Consider the following 20,991-nt stretch of genomic DNA (forward strand, 5'->3'; position numbering starts at 1 on the left):
GGTCAAGGCTTCACCCAGTGGCATCTGCCAAGCAGCCGGGGCACCATGGGTGATCGTCAATACGGGCAAGCGCTTTGCGGGTAAGCAGTCATGAGTGATCGGCATCCCATTCCGAACATCAACATCGGCCAGGTCTATGACCAGCGCTACAGCGACAGCGAGGTGCACTACGACCGGCTGGGCAACCTTGCCGGGTTTTTCGGGCGCAACATGCCCGTGCACCGGCACGACCGGTTTTTCCAGGTGCATTACGTGAAGTCCGGTACGGTGCGGGTGTACCTGGATGATCAGCAGTACATCGAGGCCGGGCCGATGTTCTTCCTGACGCCGCCGACGGTGGCGCATGCCTTCGTCACCGAGCCAGACAGCGACGGCCATGTGCTGACGGTGCGTCAGCAACTGGTCTGGCAGCTGATCGAAGCCGACGCCAGCCTGTTGCCGGCCGGGGTGCAGGTGCGGCCTGCCTGCGTTGCCCTGGCCAAGGTGCCGGCTGCGTACAAGGCCGAGGCGCGCAGGCTCGAACGCTGGCTGGAAGCGCTCAGCGACGAAGTTGCCACGCCTCATCCGGGGCGCGATGCGGCGCTGCAGTCGCTGACCCGGCTGATCATGATCAGCTTGCTGCGGCTGTGCCCCAACTCGCGCGAGGCCACCCCGGCCAGGCACGAAGACCTGAAAATCTTCCACCGCTTCAACGCACTGATCGAAGCGCATTACCTTGAGCACTGGCCCCTGGCGCGCTATGCGCAGCAGATCGGCGTGACCGAGGCGCGGCTGAACGATGTGTGCCGGCGCATCGCCGACTTGCCGTCCAAGCGCCTGGTGCTTGAACGCGTGATGCAGGAAGCCAAGCGTCTGCTGTTGTTCTCCGGCAGCACGGCAAACGAAATCTGCTACCAGCTGGGCTTCAAGGACCCGGCCTATTTCAGCCGGTTCTTCAACCGTTACGCCAAGCTCACGCCCGGCGAATACCGCCAGCGGCAAGCGGAGTTGTTGTGAGAGGGCCATGGCGTACCGCCCGGATCGCGTCGTTGTTGTTTGATCCGGATGGTCGCAGCTTGGCGGGCGGCCTTGAATGGGTTTTCCATGGAAGAGCTTGCACTTTCCAGGCGTCTTGTCCCTTTTTGCCTATGCCCCTAATCTTGCCAGTCGTACCCCAAACACAGGCGCCCACATGACCAAGACGCAACCCTCGCTGACATTGAGCCTGCTGCAGGCCCGGGAAGCCGCAATGGCATTTTTCAGACCGTTGCTGAACGAACACGACCTGACCGAGCAACAGTGGCGAGTCATTCGTATTCTTAGCCAGCAAGGTGAGTTGGAGAGCTACCAGCTCGCCCACCTGGCGTGCATCCTCAAACCGAGCATGACCGGGGTGTTGAGCCGTTTGGAGCGCGATGGCCTGGTGCGCCGGCAGAAGGCCGCGCAGGACGCGCGGCGCGTGTTCGTCAGCCTCACCGAACGCGGCGAGGCCTGTTTCGAGTCGATGCGCGAGGGCATGGAGGCCAACTACCGCAAGATCCAGGCGCAGTTCGGCGAAGACCAGTTGGCGCAACTGATGGGGTTGTTGAACGAGCTCAAACGCATCGAGCCGTAGGCCGGGCTGCGGGGGAGGGCCGGTGCAACCCGTGCACCGGCCTTGGCATTACAGCACTCAGTATTCCCAGAAAATCCGCTGCAGCTCTTTGCTGTCCTGAGTCTTGGTCATTGCGACCATGGCCAGGATGCGGGCTTTTTGTGGGTTCAGGTCATGGGCCACGACCCAATCGTTCTTGTCGTCCGGCTGCTCGGCGTTACGCAGCACGAAACCGCCTTGGTTGACGTGGGACGAACGGATGATCTGCACGCCGTTCTTGCGCAGCTCTTGCAGCGCCGGTACTACCCGCGACGACACCGAGCCATTGCCGGTACCGGCATGGATGATCGCCTTGGCGCCGTTCTGCGCCAGTGCCTTGTAGGCGGTGTCGGTCACGTTGCCATAGCCGTAGGCGATGTCCACGGCCGGCAGGCTGCTGATCTGCTTGATGTCGAATTCCGAATTGACCGTATGGCGCTTGGCCGGCAGGCGGAACCAGTAGGATTTACCTTCAACGACCATGCCCATCGGGCCCCAGGCGCTCTTGAACGCTTCGGTCTTGATGTTGACCGACTTGCTGACATCGCGGCCAGACTGGATCTCATCGTTCATGGTCACCAGCACGCCCTTGCCACGCGACTGCTTGTCGCTGGCCACGGCCACGGCGTTGTACAGGTTGAGCATGCCGTCTGCCGACATGGCGGTGCCAGGGCGCATCGAGCCGACCACCACGATTGGCTTGTCGGTTTTTTCCACCAGGTTAAGGAAGAAGGCGGTCTCTTCCAGGGTGTCGGTGCCGTGGGTGATGACGATGCCGTCGACGTCGTTGCTGTCGGCCAATTCGGCGACGCGCTTGCCCAGTTTCAGCAGGTCTTCGTTGGTGATGCTCTCGGAGGCGATCTGCATCACCTGTTCACCGCGCACGTTGGCCAGGTCGGCCAGCTCGGGCACACCGGCGATGAGCTTGTCGACGCCCAGTTTGGCCGCTTGGTAGGTGGCGCTGTTGGCCGCGCTGGCGCCCGCACCGGCAATGGTGCCGCCGGTGGCGAGGATGACCACGTTGGCCAGCTTCTGTTGGGTTTCGGCTTCTTTGGCGGAAACGGCGGTCGGCAGGATCAGCAGCAACGCGAGTGCGCTGGGGGCGAAGGATTTAAGTGCAGCATTCATAGTTATTGTTCTCTCTCTTCCTATTGAGGCGATTGCTGTATCGCACAAGAAACAACGCATGTTTCGTACCATCCCTGGCAAGAGCCCGTATTTGCCTGCGCAACCCTGCCCCTGTGGGAGCGGGCTTGCCCGCGATGGGGTGCGCAGCGGCCCTATTCATTCGGAATCCCGAACAAGCATAGGAAAACCTGTTCGGTTTTTCGGAAAAATTCCGGATAATCTGCGCCAGGCGTGACTCGCCTTTAACAGCCAAACGGATTTGACAAAACCAGGTCCTGTTTCCATAGTGAGTCAACGCAAACGTTTGCGATCCGATAAAAAACACAAGATTCGGAGTCATCGTCCATGAAACTGCCGTTCCCCGGTCGTCTGCTGGCCCTCGCTGTCGTCTCGTCACTTTCCCTGGCCTTGCCGCTCAGTGCTGCACACGCCGAAGAAAAGCCCAAAGTCGCCTTGGTGATGAAGTCCCTCGCCAACGAATTCTTCCGCACCATGGAAGACGGCGCCAAGGATTATCAAAAAAGCCACGCCAATGATTTCGACCTGATCGCCAACGGCATCAAGAACGAAACCGACACCGGCGAGCAGATCCGCATCGTCGAGCAGATGGTCAACGCAGGGGCCAAAGCCCTGGTGATTGCGCCAGCGGACTCCAAAGCCCTGGTTTCAGCCGTTAAAAAAGCCATGGACCAAGGCGTGGTGGTGATCAACATCGACAACCGCCTAGACCCCGAACTGCTCAAAAGCAAAGGCATCAGCGTACCCTTCGTAGGCCCCGACAACCGCAAAGGCGCCCGCCTGGTGGGCGACTACCTGGCCCAGCAGAAGCTCAAGGCCGGTGACCAGGTCGGCATCATCGAAGGCGTGCCGACCACCACCAACGCCCAACAGCGCACCGCTGGCTTCAAGGATGCGATGGAAGCCGCTCAGATGAAGATCGTTTCGGTGCAGTCCGGCAACTGGGAAATCGACAAAGGCAACGCCGTCGCCGCCTCCATGCTCAACGAATACCCCGAGCTCAAGGCCCTGCTAGCCGGTAACGACAGCATGGCCCTGGGCGCCGTGTCGGCCGTGCGCGCCGCAGGCAAGGCCGGCCAGGTGCAAGTGGTCGGTTACGACAACATCAATGCCATCAAACCCATGCTCAAGGACGGCCGCGTACTCGCCACCCTCGACCAGGCCGCCAGCCAGCAGGCGGTGTTCGGTATCCAGGCGGCGCTGAAGATGATCAACGGTGAGAAGCCGGGCGTGGATGCCGACAATGTCATCCAGACCCCCGTCACGCTCATCACCCAGCCCTGATACCCGCCAGGAGAGAGGGCCATGCCTGCAACGGCCAATGAAGTGGTGCTCGCCGCCAGCGGGCTGGGCAAGACCTACGCCCAGCCGGTGCTCGGTGACGTCGGCCTGAGCCTGCGCGCCGGTGAAGTACTGGCCCTGACGGGCGAGAACGGTGCTGGCAAGAGCACGTTGTCCAAGCTTATCAGTGGCCTCGAGGTGCCCACCACCGGGCACATGACCTACCGCGGCCAGCCCTACGCGCCCGGCAGCCGCAGCGAGGCCGAGCGCCTCGGTGTGCGCATGGTCATGCAGGAACTCAACCTGCTGCCGACCCTGACCGTGGCCGAAAACCTGTTCCTCGACAACCTGCCCAGCCGCTTCGGCTGGATCAGCCACAAGCGCCTGCGCCAACTGGCCACCGCTGCCATGGCCCAGGTCGGGCTGGACGCCATCGACCCGGACACCCCGGTCGGCGAGCTGGGCATCGGCCATCAGCAGATGGTCGAAATCGCCCGCAACCTGATCGGCGATTGCCGTGTGTTGATCTTCGACGAACCCACCGCCATGCTCACTGCGCGTGAAGTGGAGCTGCTGTTCACCCAGATCGAACGCCTGCGCCAACGCGGCGTGGCCATCGTTTATATCTCCCATCGCCTCGAAGAACTGCAGCGCGTGGCCCAGCGCATCGTCGTGCTGCGTGACGGCAAGCTGGTGTGCGACGAGCCGATCCAGCGCTACAGCAGCGCCGAGCTGGTCAACCTGATGGTCGGCCGTGAGCTGGGCGAACACATCGACCTGGGCCGCCGCGAGATTGGCGCGCCGTTGCTGAAGGTCGACCGGCTTAGCCGGGGCGACAAGGTGCGTGAGGTGTCGTTCGAGGTCAGGGCAGGGGAGATCTTCGGTATCTCTGGCCTGATCGGCGCCGGCCGCACCGAGCTGCTGCGCCTGATCTACGGCGCCGACCGCGCCGACAGTGGCAGCATCGCCCTGGGCCAGCCGCCACAGGCAGTGACCATCGACTCACCCAAAGCCGCCGTCAAAGCCGGTATCGCCCTGATCACTGAAGACCGCAAAGGCGAAGGCCTGCTGTTGACCCAGTCGATCAGCGCCAATATCGCCTTGGGCAACCTTGGCGCGGTATCGCGCGCCGGTGTCCTCGACAGCGAGGCTGAAATGGCCCTGGCCGAACGCCAGATCCAGGCCATGCGCATCCGCAGCGCCGGCCCGCACCAGGCTGTGGGCGAACTGTCCGGTGGCAACCAGCAGAAGGTGGTGATCGGCCGTTGGCTAGAGCGTGATTGCAAGGTGCTGTTGTTCGATGAGCCAACCCGAGGCATCGACGTTGGCGCCAAGTTCGACATCTACGGTTTGCTGGCCGAACTGGCGCGCCAAGGTAAGGCCTTGGTGGTGGTGTCCAGCGACCTGCGCGAACTGATGCTGATCTGCGACCGCATTGCCGTGCTCTCGGCTGGCCGCCTGATCGACACCTTCGAGCGCGACCATTGGAGCCAGGACCAGCTGCTTGCCGCAGCCTTTGCCGGCTATCAGACACGTGACGCACTGCTGCATGACGCAGCACCCAGGATGGATGCATGAAAACCACTCCCCTCGACAGCCAAAACGCCGCCCCCGTGCGCCGCAGTGGCACGTACTTCGGCCTGGGCACTTACCTGGGCCTGGCCGGCGCGCTGCTGGCGATGATCGTGCTGTTCTCGTTCCTCAGTAGCCACTTCTGGTCCTATGCCACTTTCAGCACCCTGGCCAACCAGATCCCCGACCTGATGGTGCTGGCGGTCGGCATGACCTTCGTGCTGATCATCGGCGGCATCGACTTGTCGGTCGGCTCGGTGCTGGCGCTGGCGGCCTCGACAGTCAGCGTGGCCATCCTCGGCTGGGGCTGGGGCGTGCTGCCCTCGGCGCTGCTCGGCATGGCCGTGGCAGCCCTGGCCGGTAGCATCACCGGCGGCGTTACCGTGGCCTGGCGCATCCCCTCATTCATCGTTTCGCTCGGCGTGCTGGAGATGGCCCGCGGCCTGGCCTACCAGTTCACCGACTCGCGCACCGCTTATATCGGCGACGCCTACGCCTGGTTCTCCAACCCGATCGCGTTCGGTATTTCGCCGGCATTCCTCATCGCCTTGCTGGTGATCGTGTTGGCCCAACTGGTGCTGACCCGTACGGTATTCGGCCGCTACTTGATCGGCATCGGCACCAACGAAGAGGCCGTGCGCCTGGCGGGCATCGACCCGCGCCCCTACAAAGTGCTGGTATTCGCCCTGATGGGGCTGCTCGCCGGCCTGGCGGCGCTGTTCCAGATTTCGCGCCTCGAAGCCGCCGACCCCAACGCCGGGTCCGGCCTTGAACTGCAGGTGATTGCCGCCGTGGTGATCGGTGGCACCAGCCTGATGGGTGGCCGCGGTTCGGTCATCAGTACCTTCTTTGGCGTGCTGATCATTTCAGTGCTGGCCGCAGGGCTGGCGCAGATCGGCGCATCGGAACCCACAAAACGCATCATCACCGGGGCGGTCATCGTCATCGCCGTGGTGCTCGACACTTACCGTAGCCGGCGTGCAGGCCGGCGGAACTGAAAACATGGCAACCATTAAAGACGTCGCGGCACTGGCGGGTATTTCTTACACCACCGTGTCCCATGTGTTGAACAAGACCCGCCCTGTCAGTGAACAGGTGCGGCTCAAGGTCGAGGCCGCCATCGTCGAGCTCGACTATGTACCCAGCGCGGTGGCGCGCTCGCTCAAGGCGCGCAGCACCGCCACCATCGGTTTGCTGGTGCCCAACAGCGTCAACCCGTACTTCGCCGAACTGGCGCGAGGGATCGAAGACGCCTGCGAGCGCAACGGCTACTGCGTGATCCTGTGCAACTCCGACGACAACCCGCAAAAGCAGCGCAGCTACCTGCGTGTACTGCTGGAAAAACGCATCGATGGCCTGGTGGTAGCGTCTGTAGGTGAAGACAGCGACCTGTTGCAAAGCCTGGCCTGCGTGCGCACGCCCATGGTCATCGTCGACCGCGAGCTGGACGGCGTTGACGCCGACCTGGTGCGCATCGACCATGAGCACGGCGCTTACCTGGCCACCCGGCACCTGCTGGAGCTTGGCCATCGCGACATCGCCTACATCGGCGGCCCGGCCGAAACCGGTGTCAGCCAACTGCGCCTGGCCGGTTTCCGTCGCGCCCTGCAAGAGGCTGGCGTAGCGGTGGAGCCCAGCCGCGTGCTGCATTGCGATTTCACCAGCCCAGGCGGCCACGGCGCGGCCGCACAGTTGCTGGACGGCAACCGGCCGACGGCGATCTTCGCCGGTAACGACATGATCGGCTTTGGCGTGCTGCGCGCCGCCGCCGAGCGCAACATCAACGTACCGGGTGAACTGTCGGTAATTGGCTTCGATGACATCGAGCTCAGCCGTTACGTTTACCCGCCGCTGACCACCGTGGGCCAGTCGATCCGCGAGCTGGGCGAAAACGCCGCCGCGTTGCTGCTCTCGCGCATCGCCACGCCTCGGCAGGGTTCGGCAGAGCAGCGCATCGTTGCCCCGCGCATCGTGCAGCGCGAGTCCACCGGGCCACGCCCGGACCTGTTCAATGATTACCGCTAAGGAGCGCTTATGCATGCCAAGGTAGTGGTGGTCGGTAGCCTCAACATGGACTTGGTCGCCCGCGCCCAGCGTTTGCCACGGGCGGGCGAAACCTTGCCTGGCGAGGCGTTTTTCACGGCGCCCGGCGGCAAGGGCGCCAACCAGGCGGTGGCGGTGGCACGGTTGGGAGGCAGTGTGGCGATGGTCGGCAACGTCGGTGATGACGCCTATGGCCAGCAACTGCGCAAGGCGCTGGAGCGCGAAGGCGTTGATTGCCAGGCGGTGAGCGTGTGCCAAGGGGTTTCCAGCGGTGTGGCGCTGATCACCGTCGACGCCTCCAGCCAGAACTGCATCGTCATCATCCCTGGCGGCAATGGCCTGCTGACGCCGCAGTCGGTGCAGCGTTTCGACAAGTTGCTGCAGGCGGCCGACGTTATCATCTGTCAGCTGGAAGTGCCGGCCGAAACCGTGGCCTGGGCCTTGGCCAGGGGGCATGAATTGGGCAAACGTGTGATCCTAAATCCGGCGCCTGCTACAGGCCCGCTGCCCTCAACCTGGTTCGGCCATATCGACTACCTGACCCCAAACGAAAGCGAGGCCGAAGCACTGACCGGTATCACCGTCACCGACCAGGGCAGCGCCCTGCGCGCCGGTGAGCGATTGCTGCAACTGGGCGCTGGCAAAGTGATCATCACGCTCGGCGCCCAAGGCGCCCTGTTGGTGACCGCGCAGGGCCATCAGCACTTCCCCGCGCCCGTGGTGCAGCCGGTGGACACCACGGCCGCTGGCGACACCTTCGTGGGTGGTTTTGCCGCAGCTTTAGTGCGTGGCCTGGAGGAGGGCGAGGCAATCGCCTTCGGCCAGCGCGCCGCCGCATTGTCGGTCACCCGCGTGGGGGCGCAACCGTCGATTCCCTACCTCTCGGAGCTGCAGCCATGAAGAAGACCGCGCTGCTCAATATCGCCCTGTCACGGACCATTGCCGGCTTGGGGCATGGCGACATTCTGGTGATTGGCGATGCCGGGCTGCCGGTGCCGCCTGGCGTCGAGCTGATCGACCTGGCGTTGACGCCGGGCATACCGGACTTTGCCAGTGTGCTGCGGGTGGTGCTGAGCGAGATGCAGGTAGAGCGGCATGTGCTGGCCGAGGAAATGCAGAAAGTGGTGCCACCCGGGCTGGTCGAGATTGAGCGCTTGCGGGGTAAGCTGGGCAAGCGGGAGTGGATGAGCCATGAGGAATTTAAAGTGCTGTCGCGCAGTGCGCGTGCCGTGGTGCGCACGGGGGAGTGCCAGCCGTACAGCAACATTGCCCTGATATCCGGGGTGACCTTTTAGCCGAGGGCGCTGCCCTCGATCGCCGGCAAGCCGGCTCCCACAGGTCCTGTGCAGTTTGCCGAAGTATTCACAATCTCTGTAGGAGCTGGCTTGCCGGCGATTGGGCTGCAAAGCGGCCCCGCAACCGTTACCAAGGCAACAGGAGTGCCCCATGCTCAAACCCCTGCTACAAGGACTCACCCTCATGGCCGCAGCCACCACCACCAGCCTCCAGGCCGCCCCGCGCGATCTGATCATCGACACCGACCCCGGTGCCGATGACGTGGTCGCGCTGTTCCTGGCCATGGCCTCGCCCGATGAGCTGAACATCCGCGCCATCACCACCGTGGCCGGCAACGTGCGCCTCGATAAAACCTCGCGCAACGCCCGCCTGGCCCGCGAATGGGCTGGCCGTGAAGACATCCCCGTGTACGCCGGGGCCGGCCGCCCGCTGGTGCGCACGCCCATCTACGCCGCCGAAGTGCATGGCGAAGAAGGCCTGACCGGTGTGCAAGTCCACGCGCCGCAAAAGCCGCTGGCCCAAGGTAATGCTGTGCAATACCTGGTCGACACCCTCGGCAGCGCACAACCCCACAGCATCACCCTGGCCATGCTCGGCCCACAGACCAACCTGGCCCTGGCACTCATCCAGCGCCCGGAGATCGCCCAAGGCATCAAAGAAGTCGTGGTCATGGGCGGCGCCCACTTCAACGGCGGCAACATCACCCCTGCAGCCGAATTCAACCTGTACGCCGACCCGCATGCCGCCGAGGTGGTGCTGGCCAGTGGCATACAACTGACTTACCTGCCGCTGGACGTCACCCACAAGCTGCTGACCAGCGAAGCACGCCTCAAGCAACTCGCGGCGGTCAACAACCAGGCCAGCAAGCGGGTCGTGGATATTCTCAATGCCTACATCACCCACGACATGGACCTGTACGGCATGCCTGGCGGCCCGGTGCACGACGCCAGTGTCATTGCCTACCTGCTAAAACCCGAGCTGTTCAGTGGGCGACGCATTCACATGGCCATCGACAGCCGCGAGGGCCCGACCTTTGGCCAGACCATCGCCGACTGGTATGGCGTGCTGAAACAGCCCGCCAACGTCATGTGGGTAGAGGAGGGGAATGCTCAGGGCTTTTTCGACCTGCTCAGCGCGCGCCTGGCTCGATTGCAATAGGGGAATGCCTGGCGAAGCGCTCGAACGCTTGGTCCATAAAGCTGCGCGCCGCTTCGCTGCCGCGGTCGCGCACCAGCAGGTCGATGGCAATCAGTAGCAACTCCTCCGGCGTGCTGGGGCTGTAGGCGCTCTGGCCCTCCGCCCATTTGACCTTGATATCGGCGTCGATGCTGTGGCTGCTCATGAAAGGCTCTCACTGGGGGCCTGGGACGAAGGGGCGAACACCGGATCCTGATGTTCGAGGGAGGCACGGCGCGCTCCACTTCTTGCAGTAAATCATGCCTTTGCGTCAATGACTCTGCGACATAAGAATAAAAAGCTTTGCGCGGCAAACCAAGCGTATTGTGCAAAATCCAGTCACGATTCCATTTCGCCTCCACCGGCATGTTCAGGCAGACTTGTGCGGTTTTGCAACAAACAATGCGCGCAGCTGTCGGATCAGACAGTGCCCAGATCGATTTTAGGAGGATTCATGTTCCGTACCCGTGCTTACCTGGCGACCCTGGCGGTGGCTGCTGTGCTGGCTGGTTGCAGTACCGGTGGCAATTCTGCTGGCAGTGCGCCTGCCGCACCGGCAGGCAACGACGGTCGCTGCGAAGCCAGCGGTGCCAATTTTGCCATCGGCAAGCCGGGCAGCCCAGACCTGCTGGAGCAGGCCCGCAAGGCCAGTGGCTCGCAGATGGCCCGTATGCTCAAGCCGCACGATGTGGTGACCCTGGAGTACCGCTCCGAGCGCCTTAACCTGAATGTGGATGAGCAAGGTGTGGTAACCCGCGTCAACTGCGGCTAAGCCGTTGCGAACCCCATAAAAAAACCCGCCACTTGGGCGGGTTTTTTTACAGCTGTCCGAATTACTCCGGACGAACCTGTGCAGCCTGCATGCCTTTCTGGCCTTTTTCGGCCACGAAGGAAACAACCTGGCCTTCTTTCAGGCTCTTGAAGCCGTCAGATTCGATGGCCTTGAAGTGTACGAAGAGGTCGTCGCCGCCGCTTTGTGGGGTGATGAAGCCGTAGCCTTTTTCATCATTGAACCATTTGACGGTGCCGTTTTGGCGATTGGACATGGGGTGAATCTCCAGACATTTGATTTTTTCAGTGGTGCGATGTTGCCGAGGCTCCGAAGCACCGGCAACATCATAGTCTAATTCTGCGCATCTAGCGCCTTTTACGTTCGCCAGATGTTGATCCAGCGCAAACAATGGGTGTCGAATCGCGGCTTTATGGTTTCAGCCCTTCATGCATGCTTGCTGCACAACCGTTTGTGCTTTCTGCATCAGCTTGGCGTCAACGCCATCCTTGCTGTCTAGGTCCTTGATCTGCTCATCGCTGAAATTCTTTTCAATAGCCGTTGCGCCACAGCTGCAGTGCTGCTGCGCCGCCTTGGCGTCCAGGCCCTGGGCGGTGGCGGCCTCGATGCACTGGGACATGTAGTTTTGCTTCGCGCCAGCCGGGAACGAACCCGCGTTGGCCGCAACCGGCAGCAGCAGGGCGCCAGCAACGCTCAGGGCCAGAAGAGACGGAAATCTCATAACCAGACACTCCTTGGTTTAGGTCTCATCAAGAGTAGGATGCTTCCCAAAGTCTGATAGGAATTTTTCCGCGTAAGTTCACCCCGGTTGTGTAATTTCCAAATATTTCTGCATCGTGCCCAACCCCGCGTGCTAGCATGCTCGGCTTGTAGCTGACAACGTGCAGCTCACCTGTTTTTTACCTTCCAGTCACTCTGGTTCGCCCCTGGTAAGCCGAAAGGCTTCTGCCACTGTGAGGCAGGCTTTCTCTTGAGAAAGACAGCGCGGATCTTGTACTGGCTCATCCCAACCCACGTGACCTTTGGTAGGGGTCACCACTAGGAGAGGAGGCGCCATGCCCACTATTACTCTTCCCGATGGCAGTCAACGTTCGTTTGATCACGCCGTATCCGTAGCCGACGTCGCCGCCTCCATTGGTGCCGGTCTGGCCAAGGCCACCCTGGCCGGCAAGGTCGACGGCAAGCTGGTCGACGCCTGCGACCTGATCACCCGCGACGCCACCCTGCAGATCATCACCCCTAAAGATGAAGAGGGACTGGAGATCATCCGTCACTCGTGCGCCCACTTGATCGGCCACGCGGTGAAACAGCTGTACCCGACCGCCAAGATGGTGATCGGCCCGGTGATCGACGAAGGCTTCTATTACGACATCGCCTATGAGCGCCCCTTCACCCCAGAAGACATGGCCGCCATCGAAAAGCGCATGCTGCAGCTGATCGAGAAGGATTACGACGTCGTCAAGAAGATGACCCCGCGCGCCGAAGTCATCGACGTGTTCAAGGCCCGTGGCGAAGACTACAAGCTGCGCCTGGTCGAAGACATGCCGGATGAACAGGCCATGGGCCTGTACTACCACGAAGAATACGTCGACATGTGCCGTGGCCCGCACGTGCCGAACACGCGCTTCCTCAAGGCATTCAAGCTGACCAAGTTGTCCGGCGCCTACTGGCGCGGCGATGCCAAGAACGAGCAGCTGCAACGCGTCTACGGCACCGCCTGGGCCGACAAGAAGCAGCTGGCCGCCTATATCCAGCGCATCGAAGAAGCCGAAAAACGCGACCACCGCAAGATCGGCAAGCAGCTCGACCTCTTCCACCTGCAGGAAGAAGCCCCAGGCATGGTGTTCTGGCACCCGGACGGCTGGACCGTCTATCAGGTGCTCGAGCAGTACATGCGCAAGGTTCAGCGCGACAACAACTACCTAGAAATCAAGACCCCGCAGGTTGTTGACCGTATTCTGTGGGAGCGTTCCGGCCACTGGTCCAACTACGCCGAGAACATGTTCACCACGTCGTCGGAAAACCGTGACTACGCGGTCAAGCCGATGAACTGCCCGTGCCACGTGCAGGTGTTCAACCAGGGCCTGAAGTCGTACCGCGACCTGCCGATGCGCCTGGCCGAGTTCGGTGCTTGCCACCGTAATGAGCCGTCCGGCGCCCTGCACGGCATCATGCGTGTACGTGGCTTCACCCAGGACGACGCGCACATCTTCTGCACCGAAGATCAGGTGAAGAAAGAAGCCGCCGACTTCATCAAGCTGACCCTGGACGTCTACAAGGACTTCGGTTTCAGCGACATCGCCATGAAGCTCTCGACCCGCCCAGCCAAGCGCGTGGGCTCTGAAGAGCTGTGGGACCGCGCCGAGGGCGCCCTGGCCGATGCCCTGAACGAATCTGGCCTGGAGTGGGAATACCAGCCGGGCGAGGGCGCGTTCTACGGTCCGAAGATCGAATTTACCCTGCGCGACTGCCTCGGCCGTAACTGGCAGTGTGGTACCCTGCAGTACGATCCGAACCTGCCAGAGCGTCTGGACGCCAGCTACATCGCCGAAGACAACAGCCGCAAGCGCCCGGTAATGCTGCACCGCGCCATCCTCGGTTCGTTCGAACGCTTCATCGGCATGCTCATCGAGCATTACGCGGGTGTGTTCCCGGCATGGCTGGCGCCGACCCAGGCAGTGGTCATGAATATCACCGACAAACAGGCCGATTTCGCCCTTGAGGTTGAGAAATCTCTGAACGGTAGCGGTTTCCGTGCCAAGTCGGACTTGAGAAATGAGAAGATCGGCTTTAAAATCCGCGAGCATACTTTGCTCAAGGTCCCGTACCTTTTGGTTATAGGGGACCGCGAAGTCGAAACGCAAACCGTCGCTGTGCGTACTCGCGAAGGCGCAGACCTGGGCTCCATGCCCGTCGCGCAATTCGCTGAGCTCCTGACACAAGCGGTTTCCCGGCGTGGTCGCCAAGAATCGGAGTAATGACTATTAAGCGTGAAATGAGAAACGATAAACGTGCTGTACCGAAGGCCCCGATCAACGAGAATATCTCGGCCCGCGAGGTTCGGTTAATTGGCGCAGACGGCGAGCAGGTTGGCATCGTCTCGATTGATGAAGCGCTGCGTATCGCTGATGAAGCGAAGCTGGATCTGGTGGAAATCTCTGCAGACGCGGTACCGCCGGTCTGCAAGGTCATGGACTACGGCAAGCACCTCTTCGAAAAGAAGAAGCAGGCTAACGAAGCCAAGAAAAACCAGAAGCAGATCCAGATCAAAGAAATCAAGTTTCGTCCAGGGACGGAGGATGGGGATTACCAGGTAAAACTACGCAACCTGGTACGTTTCCTTACCGATGGGGACAAGGCCAAGATCTCTCTGAGATTCCGTGGTCGTGAGATGGCCCACCAGGAGCTGGGCATGGAGCTGTTGAAGCGGGTTGAAAATGACCTGCTTGAATACGGCACCGTTGAGCAGCATCCTAAGATGGAAGGACGCCAGCTTATGATGGTCATCGCCCCCAAGAAAAAGAAGTAATCTCCCGGGCACGGCAGGCCTGATGATTATGTGTAATTTTATCGAATGCGGAGTTCCAACATGCCAAAAATGAAAACCAAGAGCGGTGCTGCGAAGCGTTTCCTGAAAACAGCTTCGGGCTTCAAGCACAAGCACGCTTTCAAGAGCCACATCCTGACCAAAATGTCGACCAAGCGTAAGCGTCAACTGCGTGGTAGCAGCTTGCTGCACCCGTCTGACGTCGCGAAAGTCGCGCGCATGCTGCGCGTTCGTTAATTCTGGTCAAAGATAGAGGAAGTTACTCATGGCTCGTGTAAAGCGCGGCGTTATCGCTCGTAAGCGTCACAAAAAAATTCTGAAACTGGCTAAAGGTTACTACGGTGCACGCTCGCGCGTATTCCGCGTAGCCAAGCAGGCTGTCATCAAGGCCGGTCAATACGCCTACCGTGACCGTCGCCAGAAGAAGCGTCAGTTCCGCGCACTGTGGATCGCTCGTATCAACGCCGGTGCCCGCACCAACGGTCTGTCTTACAGCCGTCTGATTGCTGGCCTGAAAAAGGCGTCGATCGAAATCGACCGTAAGGTTCTGGCCGATCTGGCAGTGAACGAAAAAGCGGCGTTTGCTGCGATTGTCGAGAAAGCTAAAGCCGTTCTGGCTTAAGTACCCGCGACAATCACCCGGCGGCGCTAGCGTCGCCGGGCATTGAACGTCATCGATAGGGGAAGAGCCTTCAAAGCTCTTCCCCTATTTTCGTATCTGGAGTCTGTACATGGAAAACCTGGATGCGCTGGTCTCCCAAGCCCTTGAGGCCGTAGAGCGCGCTGAAGACATCAATGCCCTGGAACAGATCCGGGTTCAATATCTCGGCAAGAAAGGCGAGCTGACCCAGGTGATGAAGACCCTGGGCAACCTGCCAGCCGAAGAGCGGCCGAAAGTCGGCGCGCTGATTAACGATGCCAAGGAACGCGTCACCGAGGTGCTCAACGCACGCAAGGCCGCCTATGAAGAAGCCGAGCTCAGCGCTCGCCTGGCTGCCGAATGCATTGACGTCACCCTGCCAGGCCGTGGCCAGACCACCGGTGGCCTGCACCCGATCACCCGTACACTCGAGCGCATCGAGCAGTTCTTCACCCACATCGGCTACGGCATTGCCGAAGGCCCAGAGGTCGAAGACGACTACCACAACTTCGAAGCGCTCAACATCCCCGGCCACCACCCGGCGCGGGCGATGCACGACACCTTCTATTTCAATGCCAACATGCTGCTGCGCACCCACACCTCGCCGGTGCAGGTGCGGACCATGGAGTCCAGCCAGCCGCCCATTCGCATTGTCTGCCCGGGCCGCGTCTACCGCTGCGACTCGGATATCACCCACTCGCCGATGTTCCACCAGGTCGAAGGCCTGCTGATCGATCGCGATATCAACTTCGCCGACCTCAAGGGCACCATCGAAGAATTCCTGCGCGTCTTCTTCGAAAAAGAACTGGCTGTGCGCTTCCGCCCGTCGTTCTTCCCCTTCACCGAGCCGTCCGCTGAAGTCGATATCCAGTGCGTGATGTGTTCTGGCAAAGGCTGCCGCGTCTGCAAGCAGACCGGCTGGCTCGAAGTCATGGGATGCGGCATGGTCCACCCGAACGTGCTGCGCATGTCCGGCATCGACCCTGAAGAATTCCAGGGCTTCGCCTTCGGCATGGGCGCCGAGCGCCTGGCCATGCTGCGCTACGGCGTCAACGATTTGCGTCTGTTCTTCGACAACGACCTGCGCTTCCTCGCGCAATTCCGCTAGGTCAATGCCCGACGCAACTTTCAGGAGAACAGCATGAAATTCAGTGAACAGTGGCTGCGCGGTTGGGTAAACCCGCAAGTCTCCCGTGACGAACTGGTCGCCCGCCTGTCCATGGCCGGCCTCGAAGTCGACAGCGTGACCCCCGCTGCCGGCCAGTTCAGCGGCATCGTCGTGGGCGAAATCCTCGCCACCGAGCAACACCCGGACGCCGACAAGCTGCGCGTCTGCCAGGTCAGCAACGGCCAGGAAACCTTCCAGGTTGTCTGCGGCGCCCCCAATGCGCGCCCGGGCATCAAGATCCCGTTCGCCATGATCGGTGCCGAACTGCCAGGTGACTTCAAGATCAAGAAGGCCAAGCTGCGCGGCGTCGAGTCGTTCGGCATGCTGTGCTCGGCGGCCGAGCTGCAGATCAGCGAAGAAAACGACGGCCTGCTGGAACTGGCGGCTGACGCCCCGGTTGGCGAAGACATTCGCCAGTACCTGAGCCTGGACGACGCCAGCATCGAAATCGGCCTGACCCCGAACCGCGGCGACTGCCTGTCCCTGGCCGGCCTGGCCCGCGATGTCAGCGCCCTGTACAACGTCCCGGTCACCCGCCCAGTCGTCCCGGCTGTACCGGCTGCCCACGACGAAGTGCGTCCGGTCGAAGTGACTGCCCCGGCTGCCTGCCCACGCTACCTGGGCCGCGTCATCCGCAACGTCGACCTGTCCAAGCCGACCCCGCTGTGGATGGTCGAACGCCTGCGCCGCAGTGACGTGCGCAGCATCGACGCTGCCGTCGACATCACCAACTACGTGATGCTCGAACTCGGCCAGCCGATGCACGCCTTCGACCTCGCCGAAATCAACGGCGGCATCCGCGTCCGCATGGCTGAAGAGGGCGAAAAACTCGTCCTGCTCGACGGCCAGGAGGTCGCCCTGCGTGCCGATACCCTGGTCATCGCCGACCACACCCGCGCCCTGGCCATTGCCGGCGTCATGGGTGGCGAGCACAGCGGCGTCAACACCGAAAAAACCCGCGACCTGTTCCTTGAAAGCGCCTTCTTCGAGCCGATCTCCGTCGCTGGCAAGGCCCGTTCCTACGGCCTGCACACCGATGCCTCGCACCGCTACGAGCGCGGGGTCGACTCGCAGCTGGCCCGCGAAGCCATGGAACGCGCCACCGCGCTGATCCTGGAAATCGTCGGCGGCGAAGCCGGCCCGATCGTCGAAGCCGTCAGCGAACAGCACCTGCCCAACGTCGCCCCGGTAACCCTGCGCGCCGAACGCATCACCCAGATGCTTGGCATGGAGCTGGAAGCCGCCCAGGTCGAGCAACTGCTCAACGCCCTGGAACTGACCACCACGGCGAACGGGGCAGGGCAGTGGACCGTCAACGTCCCAAGCCACCGCTTCGACATCAGCCTGGAAGTCGACCTGATCGAAGAGCTGGCCCGCCTGTACGGCTACAACAACCTGCCGGTCCGCTACCCACAGGCGCGCCTCGCGCCCCAGGGCAAGCCGGAAACCCGCGGTGACCTGCCGAACCTGCGCCGCCTGCTGGTCGCCCGCGGCTACCAGGAAGCCATCACCTACAGCTTCATCGACCCGAAGTTGTTCGAGCTGTTCACCCCTGGCGTCGAGCCCCTGCTGCTGGCCAACCCCATCTCCAGCGACATGGCCGCCATGCGCGCGTCCCTGTGGCCGGGCCTGGTCAAGGCGCTGCAGCACAACCTCAACCGCCAGCAAGACCGCGTACGCCTGTTCGAAAGCGGCCTGCGCTTCGTCGGCCAGCTCGGTAACCTCGAGCAGCAACCGATGATCGCCGGCGTCGTCACCGGCAGCCGCCTGCCAGAAGGCTGGGCCAACGGCCGCGACGGCATCGACTTCTTCGACGTCAAAGCCGACGTGGAAGCCCTGCTGGGTTATTCCGGCGCGCTGAGCGACTTCACCTTCAGCGCCGGCAAACACCCCGCCCTGCACCCAGGCCAAACCGCCCTCATCGAGCGCGACGGCAAGCCCGTCGGCCACCTCGGCGCCATTCACCCCGAGCTTGCCAAAGCCCTGGGCCTGGATCGCCCTGTGTTCCTGTTCGAGCTGGTATTGGGTGACGTGGTCGAAGGCCGCCTGCCGAAGTTCAGCGAACTGTCCAAGTTCCCAGAAACCCGTCGTGACCTGGCGTTGATTGCAGGACGTGATGTAGCTTCTAACGCGGTGCTTGAATTAATTCGTGACAATGCAGGCGAATGGCTCACAGACCTCAGGCTGTTTGATGTCTACCAAGGTAAAGGCATTGATCCTGATAGAAAAAGCCTGGCCGTCGGCTTGACCTGGCAGCATCCATCGCGCACTCTTAACGACGATGAGGTGAACATTACCCTGCAAAATATCCTCACCTCGCTCGAACAAAGGTTGAACACCACGTTAAGGAAATAACGGCATGGGTGCTCTGACGAAAGCTGAGATGGCCGAAAGGCTGTACGAGGAGCTGGGGCTTAACAAGCGTGAGGCCAAGGAGTTGGTCGAGCTGTTTTTCGAAGAAATTCGGCACGCACTTGAAGAGAACGAGCAGGTCAAGCTGTCCGGTTTCGGCAACTTCGACCTTCGCGACAAACGCCAGCGGCCGGGCCGCAACCCCAAGACAGGGGAAGAGATCCCGATCACCGCTCGCCGCGTCGTCACCTTTCGTCCAGGGCAGAAGTTGAAGGCCCGGGTAGAGGCCTATGCTGGAACCAAGCCATAACGACGAACTGCCCCCCATACCGGGCAAACGCTACTTCACCATTGGTGAAGTCAGCGAGCTTTGCGCGGTAAAGCCGCACGTGCTGCGGTATTGGGAGCAGGAGTTCCCTCAGTTGAACCCCGTAAAGCGGCGGGGGAATCGGCGGTATTACCAGCGCCAGGACGTGCTGATGATCCGCCAGATTCGAGCGCTGCTGTATGACCAGGGGTTCACCATTGGCGGGGCGCGGTTGCGGCTCTCCAGTGATGAGGTGAAGGATGAGTCAAGCCAGTACAAGCAGCTGATTCGGCAGATGATTGTTGAGTTGGAGGATGTGTTGGTGGTGTTGAAGAAGTGATTTGCTCCGACGAATGGAAATTTTTTTGAGAAAAAGCTTTCATTTATCAAAAGGTTAGGGTAGATTCTTCAACGTTCTCAGCGGTATCGAGAATAGAGTCGGGGCGTAGCGCAGCCCGGTAGCGCACTTGCATGGGGTGCAAGGGGTCGAGTGTTCGAATCACTCCGTCCCGACCAATAATCCCAATGGGAAAGGCCAATGTTCAGAGCATTGGCCTTTTTCATTTGCGTGACTTTTGCGTGACTTCTCCGTTTTTCATGCCTTCCTCCTGGTCAGCATCGTAAGTACCGGTCCGCGCGAATCGGTTGCGGACACCTTGTTGGCTGCCTCGATCAGTTGACCGATCTCTGCGCCAGAGTAGTGACTGGTGATGCTGCCGTTCTTGTGTCCGAGCAGCGCCTTTCGATCTTCCTCCGAAACACCTGCAGCCTTCAGTCGCCGACCGAACGTGTGTTTGAGATCGTGCACACGGAACGATGCGAACCCGTCGTGCGCTGGCCTCAGGTTCTTCTCCTGCCAAACCTTGGCCGCCCTGGCCCTGGCCTTCTTCCATGCCGAGTCGTTCATTCGATGCATCGGCGTCTCATCGTGGTATGGGAATACCCATTCCTTGCTGATCCCTCGCTGCCGGTTGACGATCAACCTGGCAACGCTGTTCAGCACCACCAGCCTCTCGTCGCCGTTCTTGACCCCGGACTTCTCCGTTCGACCACCGAAGTCGGCAGGGATCAGGAACACGGTAGCGTCGATCTCGGGCACATGAATCTCCCAATCCCAGCGAAGCTTGCACACCTCCTGCTCCCGGCAGCCCGTGTTCACCTTGAACAGGGCCATCTTGTGCAGGTGGTCCGGCAGTTCCGCAAAAAGCAGCGCCTGCTCTTCCCATGACATCGGGTAGGGTTTCCGCGCTGACCGTTTCTCCTCCAACATCGAGATCATCGGCACGTTGTCCAGCCACGGACGCTGCTCGGAGTCCCGCCACTTCCTGGCGCACAAGTTCAGAACCCTGACCACTCGCTGCAAGGCGATGTTGATAGTCCTGTTCGATGCGCCCGGCTTGATCTTCCCGGTTTTCGTCTTCCCTGGCATCTTCCGGTCCTTGATGTACTGAGCCAGCGTCCCGTCATCTACGTGACTGACGGGAAGGTGGCCGATGTACGGATCAAGCTGCTCCAGATAGGTGGCGGTCAGCCAGATTGATGGCTGGTCGGCAAAATCCACCAGGTACTTCGTGGCGGCCTCTCGCCACAACCTGACCTGCTTGACGCCGTAGATCTTCCGCTGCCGCAACTGCTCCAGCCGGAATATCAGGTAGCGCTCCGCTTCTTCCCTTTCGCGAGCGCCAGTGCTTTCGTAAAGTCGCTCACCGTTGACCCTCTTGTCGATGTGCCAGATTCCGTTCCTCTGCGAGAGGCCCGTGATGGTTTTTCGCGCCATGTACTTCCTCCAACCTGGCGCTCGCTGCAGGGGGATTCTGTTCCCTTGGCGCCTTGTTTCGCAATTGCTGTGGTCAGGATGTAGTCAGTTGCCCAGGCGTCGAGCTCCTGCCGGTCGAAGCCGATACCGCGCTCGCCGATGGGGAACTCGCTGACGTAGGGCCTGACGGTCTTGTTGAACTCGGCGCGGCTCATGCCGAGATAGGCGGGGGCCTTGCCGGCGCGGAGAATGCGCGGCAGGGCAGGCGCGGGCTGTGCCGCGCTGGCTGCTGTCATGTGGTGATC

24 protein-coding genes and 1 tRNA gene are annotated in these 20,991 nt (G+C 61.4%); 19 read left to right on the forward strand and 6 right to left on the reverse strand.

Going from position 1 to position 20,991, the window contains the following annotated elements; genetic code table 11:
* Positions 1–90: 90 nt before the first annotated feature.
* Together hpaA and hpaR are read left to right on the forward strand one after the other, a co-directional pair.
* Complete coding sequence (hpaA, locus tag AC5PZ0_RS02990; protein WP_027596133.1) at positions 91–996, forward strand: 4-hydroxyphenylacetate catabolism regulatory protein HpaA; 906 nt, start codon at positions 91–93, stop codon at positions 994–996.
* A gap of 175 nt (positions 997–1,171) precedes the next feature.
* Complete coding sequence (hpaR, locus tag AC5PZ0_RS02995) at positions 1,172–1,594, forward strand: homoprotocatechuate degradation operon regulator HpaR (RefSeq protein WP_493854279.1); 423 nt, start codon at positions 1,172–1,174, stop codon at positions 1,592–1,594.
* Between the two features lie 57 nt (positions 1,595–1,651).
* Here hpaR and AC5PZ0_RS03000 read toward each other — a convergent pair whose 3' ends face one another.
* A complete protein-coding gene (locus tag AC5PZ0_RS03000; protein ID WP_027596135.1) occupies positions 1,652–2,740 on the reverse strand; it encodes an asparaginase in 1,089 nt (362 codons plus the stop codon).
* A 345-nt stretch (positions 2,741–3,085) separates the two neighbouring features.
* On the opposite strand from AC5PZ0_RS03000, the gene AC5PZ0_RS03005 reads away from it, so the two are divergent.
* The 7 genes from AC5PZ0_RS03005 to AC5PZ0_RS03035 all read left to right on the forward strand — a co-directional run bounded on the left by AC5PZ0_RS03005 (position 3,086) and on the right by AC5PZ0_RS03035 (position 10,108).
* A complete protein-coding gene (locus AC5PZ0_RS03005) occupies positions 3,086–4,042 on the forward strand; it encodes a sugar ABC transporter substrate-binding protein (RefSeq protein WP_027596136.1) in 957 nt (318 codons plus the stop codon).
* A gap of 21 nt (positions 4,043–4,063) precedes the next feature.
* Positions 4,064–5,617, forward strand: coding sequence for a sugar ABC transporter ATP-binding protein (locus AC5PZ0_RS03010; protein WP_493854280.1), 1,554 nt, complete (start codon positions 4,064–4,066; stop codon positions 5,615–5,617).
* The gene (locus tag AC5PZ0_RS03015) at positions 5,614–6,609 is read left to right on the forward strand and encodes an ABC transporter permease (protein WP_027596138.1); all 996 of its coding nucleotides are present in this window, start codon (positions 5,614–5,616) and stop codon (positions 6,607–6,609) included. The genes AC5PZ0_RS03010 and AC5PZ0_RS03015 overlap by 4 nt, the downstream gene beginning before the upstream one ends.
* A gap of 4 nt (positions 6,610–6,613) precedes the next feature.
* Positions 6,614–7,636 carry a LacI family DNA-binding transcriptional regulator gene (locus AC5PZ0_RS03020; RefSeq protein ID WP_027596139.1) on the forward strand — a complete coding sequence of 341 codons (1,023 nt, stop codon included), beginning with the start codon at positions 6,614–6,616 and terminating at the stop codon, positions 7,634–7,636.
* Between the two features lie 9 nt (positions 7,637–7,645).
* Positions 7,646–8,554, forward strand: coding sequence for a ribokinase (gene rbsK / locus AC5PZ0_RS03025; RefSeq protein ID WP_493854281.1), 909 nt, complete (start codon positions 7,646–7,648; stop codon positions 8,552–8,554).
* On the forward strand, positions 8,551–8,949 hold the full coding sequence (rbsD, locus tag AC5PZ0_RS03030) for a D-ribose pyranase (protein WP_027596141.1): 399 nt from the start codon (positions 8,551–8,553) through the stop codon (positions 8,947–8,949). Before rbsK ends, rbsD begins: the two co-directional genes overlap by 4 nt.
* 151 nt (positions 8,950–9,100) lie before the next feature.
* Positions 9,101–10,108 carry a nucleoside hydrolase gene (locus AC5PZ0_RS03035; protein WP_493854282.1) on the forward strand — a complete coding sequence of 336 codons (1,008 nt, stop codon included), beginning with the start codon at positions 9,101–9,103 and terminating at the stop codon, positions 10,106–10,108.
* On the opposite strand, the gene AC5PZ0_RS03040 is transcribed toward AC5PZ0_RS03035, so the two are convergent.
* Entirely contained in the window at positions 10,080–10,292 is a 213-nt protein-coding gene (locus AC5PZ0_RS03040; RefSeq protein ID WP_027596143.1) for a hypothetical protein, read from the reverse strand. The genes AC5PZ0_RS03035 and AC5PZ0_RS03040 overlap by 29 nt on opposite strands.
* 288 nt (positions 10,293–10,580) lie before the next feature.
* On the opposite strand from AC5PZ0_RS03040, the gene AC5PZ0_RS03045 reads away from it, so the two are divergent.
* Positions 10,581–10,898, forward strand: a complete 318-nt coding sequence (locus AC5PZ0_RS03045) for an I78 family peptidase inhibitor (RefSeq protein ID WP_493854283.1) — start codon at positions 10,581–10,583, stop codon at positions 10,896–10,898.
* Positions 10,899–10,959: 61 nt separating this feature from the next.
* Here the strand turns inward: AC5PZ0_RS03045 and AC5PZ0_RS03050 are convergent, their stop codons facing one another.
* Both AC5PZ0_RS03050 and AC5PZ0_RS03055 read right to left on the reverse strand, forming a co-directional pair.
* Positions 10,960–11,172, reverse strand: coding sequence for a cold-shock protein (locus tag AC5PZ0_RS03050; protein WP_493854284.1), 213 nt, complete (start codon positions 11,170–11,172; stop codon positions 10,960–10,962).
* Positions 11,173–11,334: 162 nt separating this feature from the next.
* Positions 11,335–11,637, reverse strand: a complete 303-nt coding sequence (locus AC5PZ0_RS03055) for a hypothetical protein (protein WP_027596146.1) — start codon at positions 11,635–11,637, stop codon at positions 11,335–11,337.
* Between the two features lie 334 nt (positions 11,638–11,971).
* Here AC5PZ0_RS03055 and thrS point away from each other — a divergent pair, with 334 nt between their 5' ends.
* The 9 genes from thrS (at position 11,972) to AC5PZ0_RS03100 (ending at position 19,446) form a co-directional block, all read left to right on the forward strand.
* Entirely contained in the window at positions 11,972–13,894 is a 1,923-nt protein-coding gene (gene thrS, locus AC5PZ0_RS03060) for a threonine--tRNA ligase (RefSeq protein ID WP_493854285.1), read from the forward strand.
* On the forward strand, positions 13,894–14,445 hold the full coding sequence (gene infC, locus AC5PZ0_RS03065; protein ID WP_016487884.1) for a translation initiation factor IF-3: 552 nt from the start codon (positions 13,894–13,896) through the stop codon (positions 14,443–14,445). The genes thrS and infC overlap by 1 nt, the downstream gene beginning before the upstream one ends.
* A gap of 60 nt (positions 14,446–14,505) precedes the next feature.
* A complete protein-coding gene (gene rpmI, locus AC5PZ0_RS03070) occupies positions 14,506–14,700 on the forward strand; it encodes a 50S ribosomal protein L35 (RefSeq protein WP_008100408.1) in 195 nt (64 codons plus the stop codon).
* Positions 14,701–14,728: 28 nt separating this feature from the next.
* The gene (gene rplT / locus AC5PZ0_RS03075) at positions 14,729–15,085 is read left to right on the forward strand and encodes a 50S ribosomal protein L20 (protein WP_003250671.1); all 357 of its coding nucleotides are present in this window, start codon (positions 14,729–14,731) and stop codon (positions 15,083–15,085) included.
* Positions 15,086–15,194: 109 nt separating this feature from the next.
* Positions 15,195–16,211 carry a phenylalanine--tRNA ligase subunit alpha gene (pheS, locus tag AC5PZ0_RS03080; RefSeq protein WP_027596148.1) on the forward strand — a complete coding sequence of 339 codons (1,017 nt, stop codon included), beginning with the start codon at positions 15,195–15,197 and terminating at the stop codon, positions 16,209–16,211.
* A gap of 33 nt (positions 16,212–16,244) precedes the next feature.
* On the forward strand, positions 16,245–18,626 hold the full coding sequence (pheT, locus tag AC5PZ0_RS03085; RefSeq protein ID WP_493854286.1) for a phenylalanine--tRNA ligase subunit beta: 2,382 nt from the start codon (positions 16,245–16,247) through the stop codon (positions 18,624–18,626).
* A 4-nt stretch (positions 18,627–18,630) separates the two neighbouring features.
* Entirely contained in the window at positions 18,631–18,933 is a 303-nt protein-coding gene (ihfA, locus tag AC5PZ0_RS03090; protein ID WP_003250679.1) for an integration host factor subunit alpha, read from the forward strand.
* Entirely contained in the window at positions 18,914–19,270 is a 357-nt protein-coding gene (locus tag AC5PZ0_RS03095) for a MerR family transcriptional regulator (RefSeq protein ID WP_008100384.1), read from the forward strand. Before ihfA ends, AC5PZ0_RS03095 begins: the two co-directional genes overlap by 20 nt.
* A 99-nt stretch (positions 19,271–19,369) precedes the next feature.
* Positions 19,370–19,446 (forward strand) — tRNA-Pro (locus AC5PZ0_RS03100).
* 79 nt (positions 19,447–19,525) lie between these two features.
* Here the strand turns inward: AC5PZ0_RS03100 and AC5PZ0_RS03105 are convergent.
* Positions 19,526–20,692 (reverse strand): tyrosine-type recombinase/integrase, encoded by a 1,167-nt coding sequence (locus tag AC5PZ0_RS03105; RefSeq protein ID WP_493854385.1) that lies wholly within the window; start codon positions 20,690–20,692, stop codon positions 19,526–19,528.
* Positions 20,578–20,982: a hypothetical protein gene (locus AC5PZ0_RS03110; protein ID WP_493854287.1), complete on the reverse strand. Its 405-nt coding sequence runs from the start codon at positions 20,980–20,982 to the stop codon at positions 20,578–20,580. Before AC5PZ0_RS03110 ends, AC5PZ0_RS03105 begins: the two co-directional genes overlap by 115 nt.
* Between the last annotated feature and the right edge of the window lie 9 nt (positions 20,983–20,991).

The sequence above is a fragment of the Pseudomonas sp. 5.2 genome (assembly GCF_059025405.1).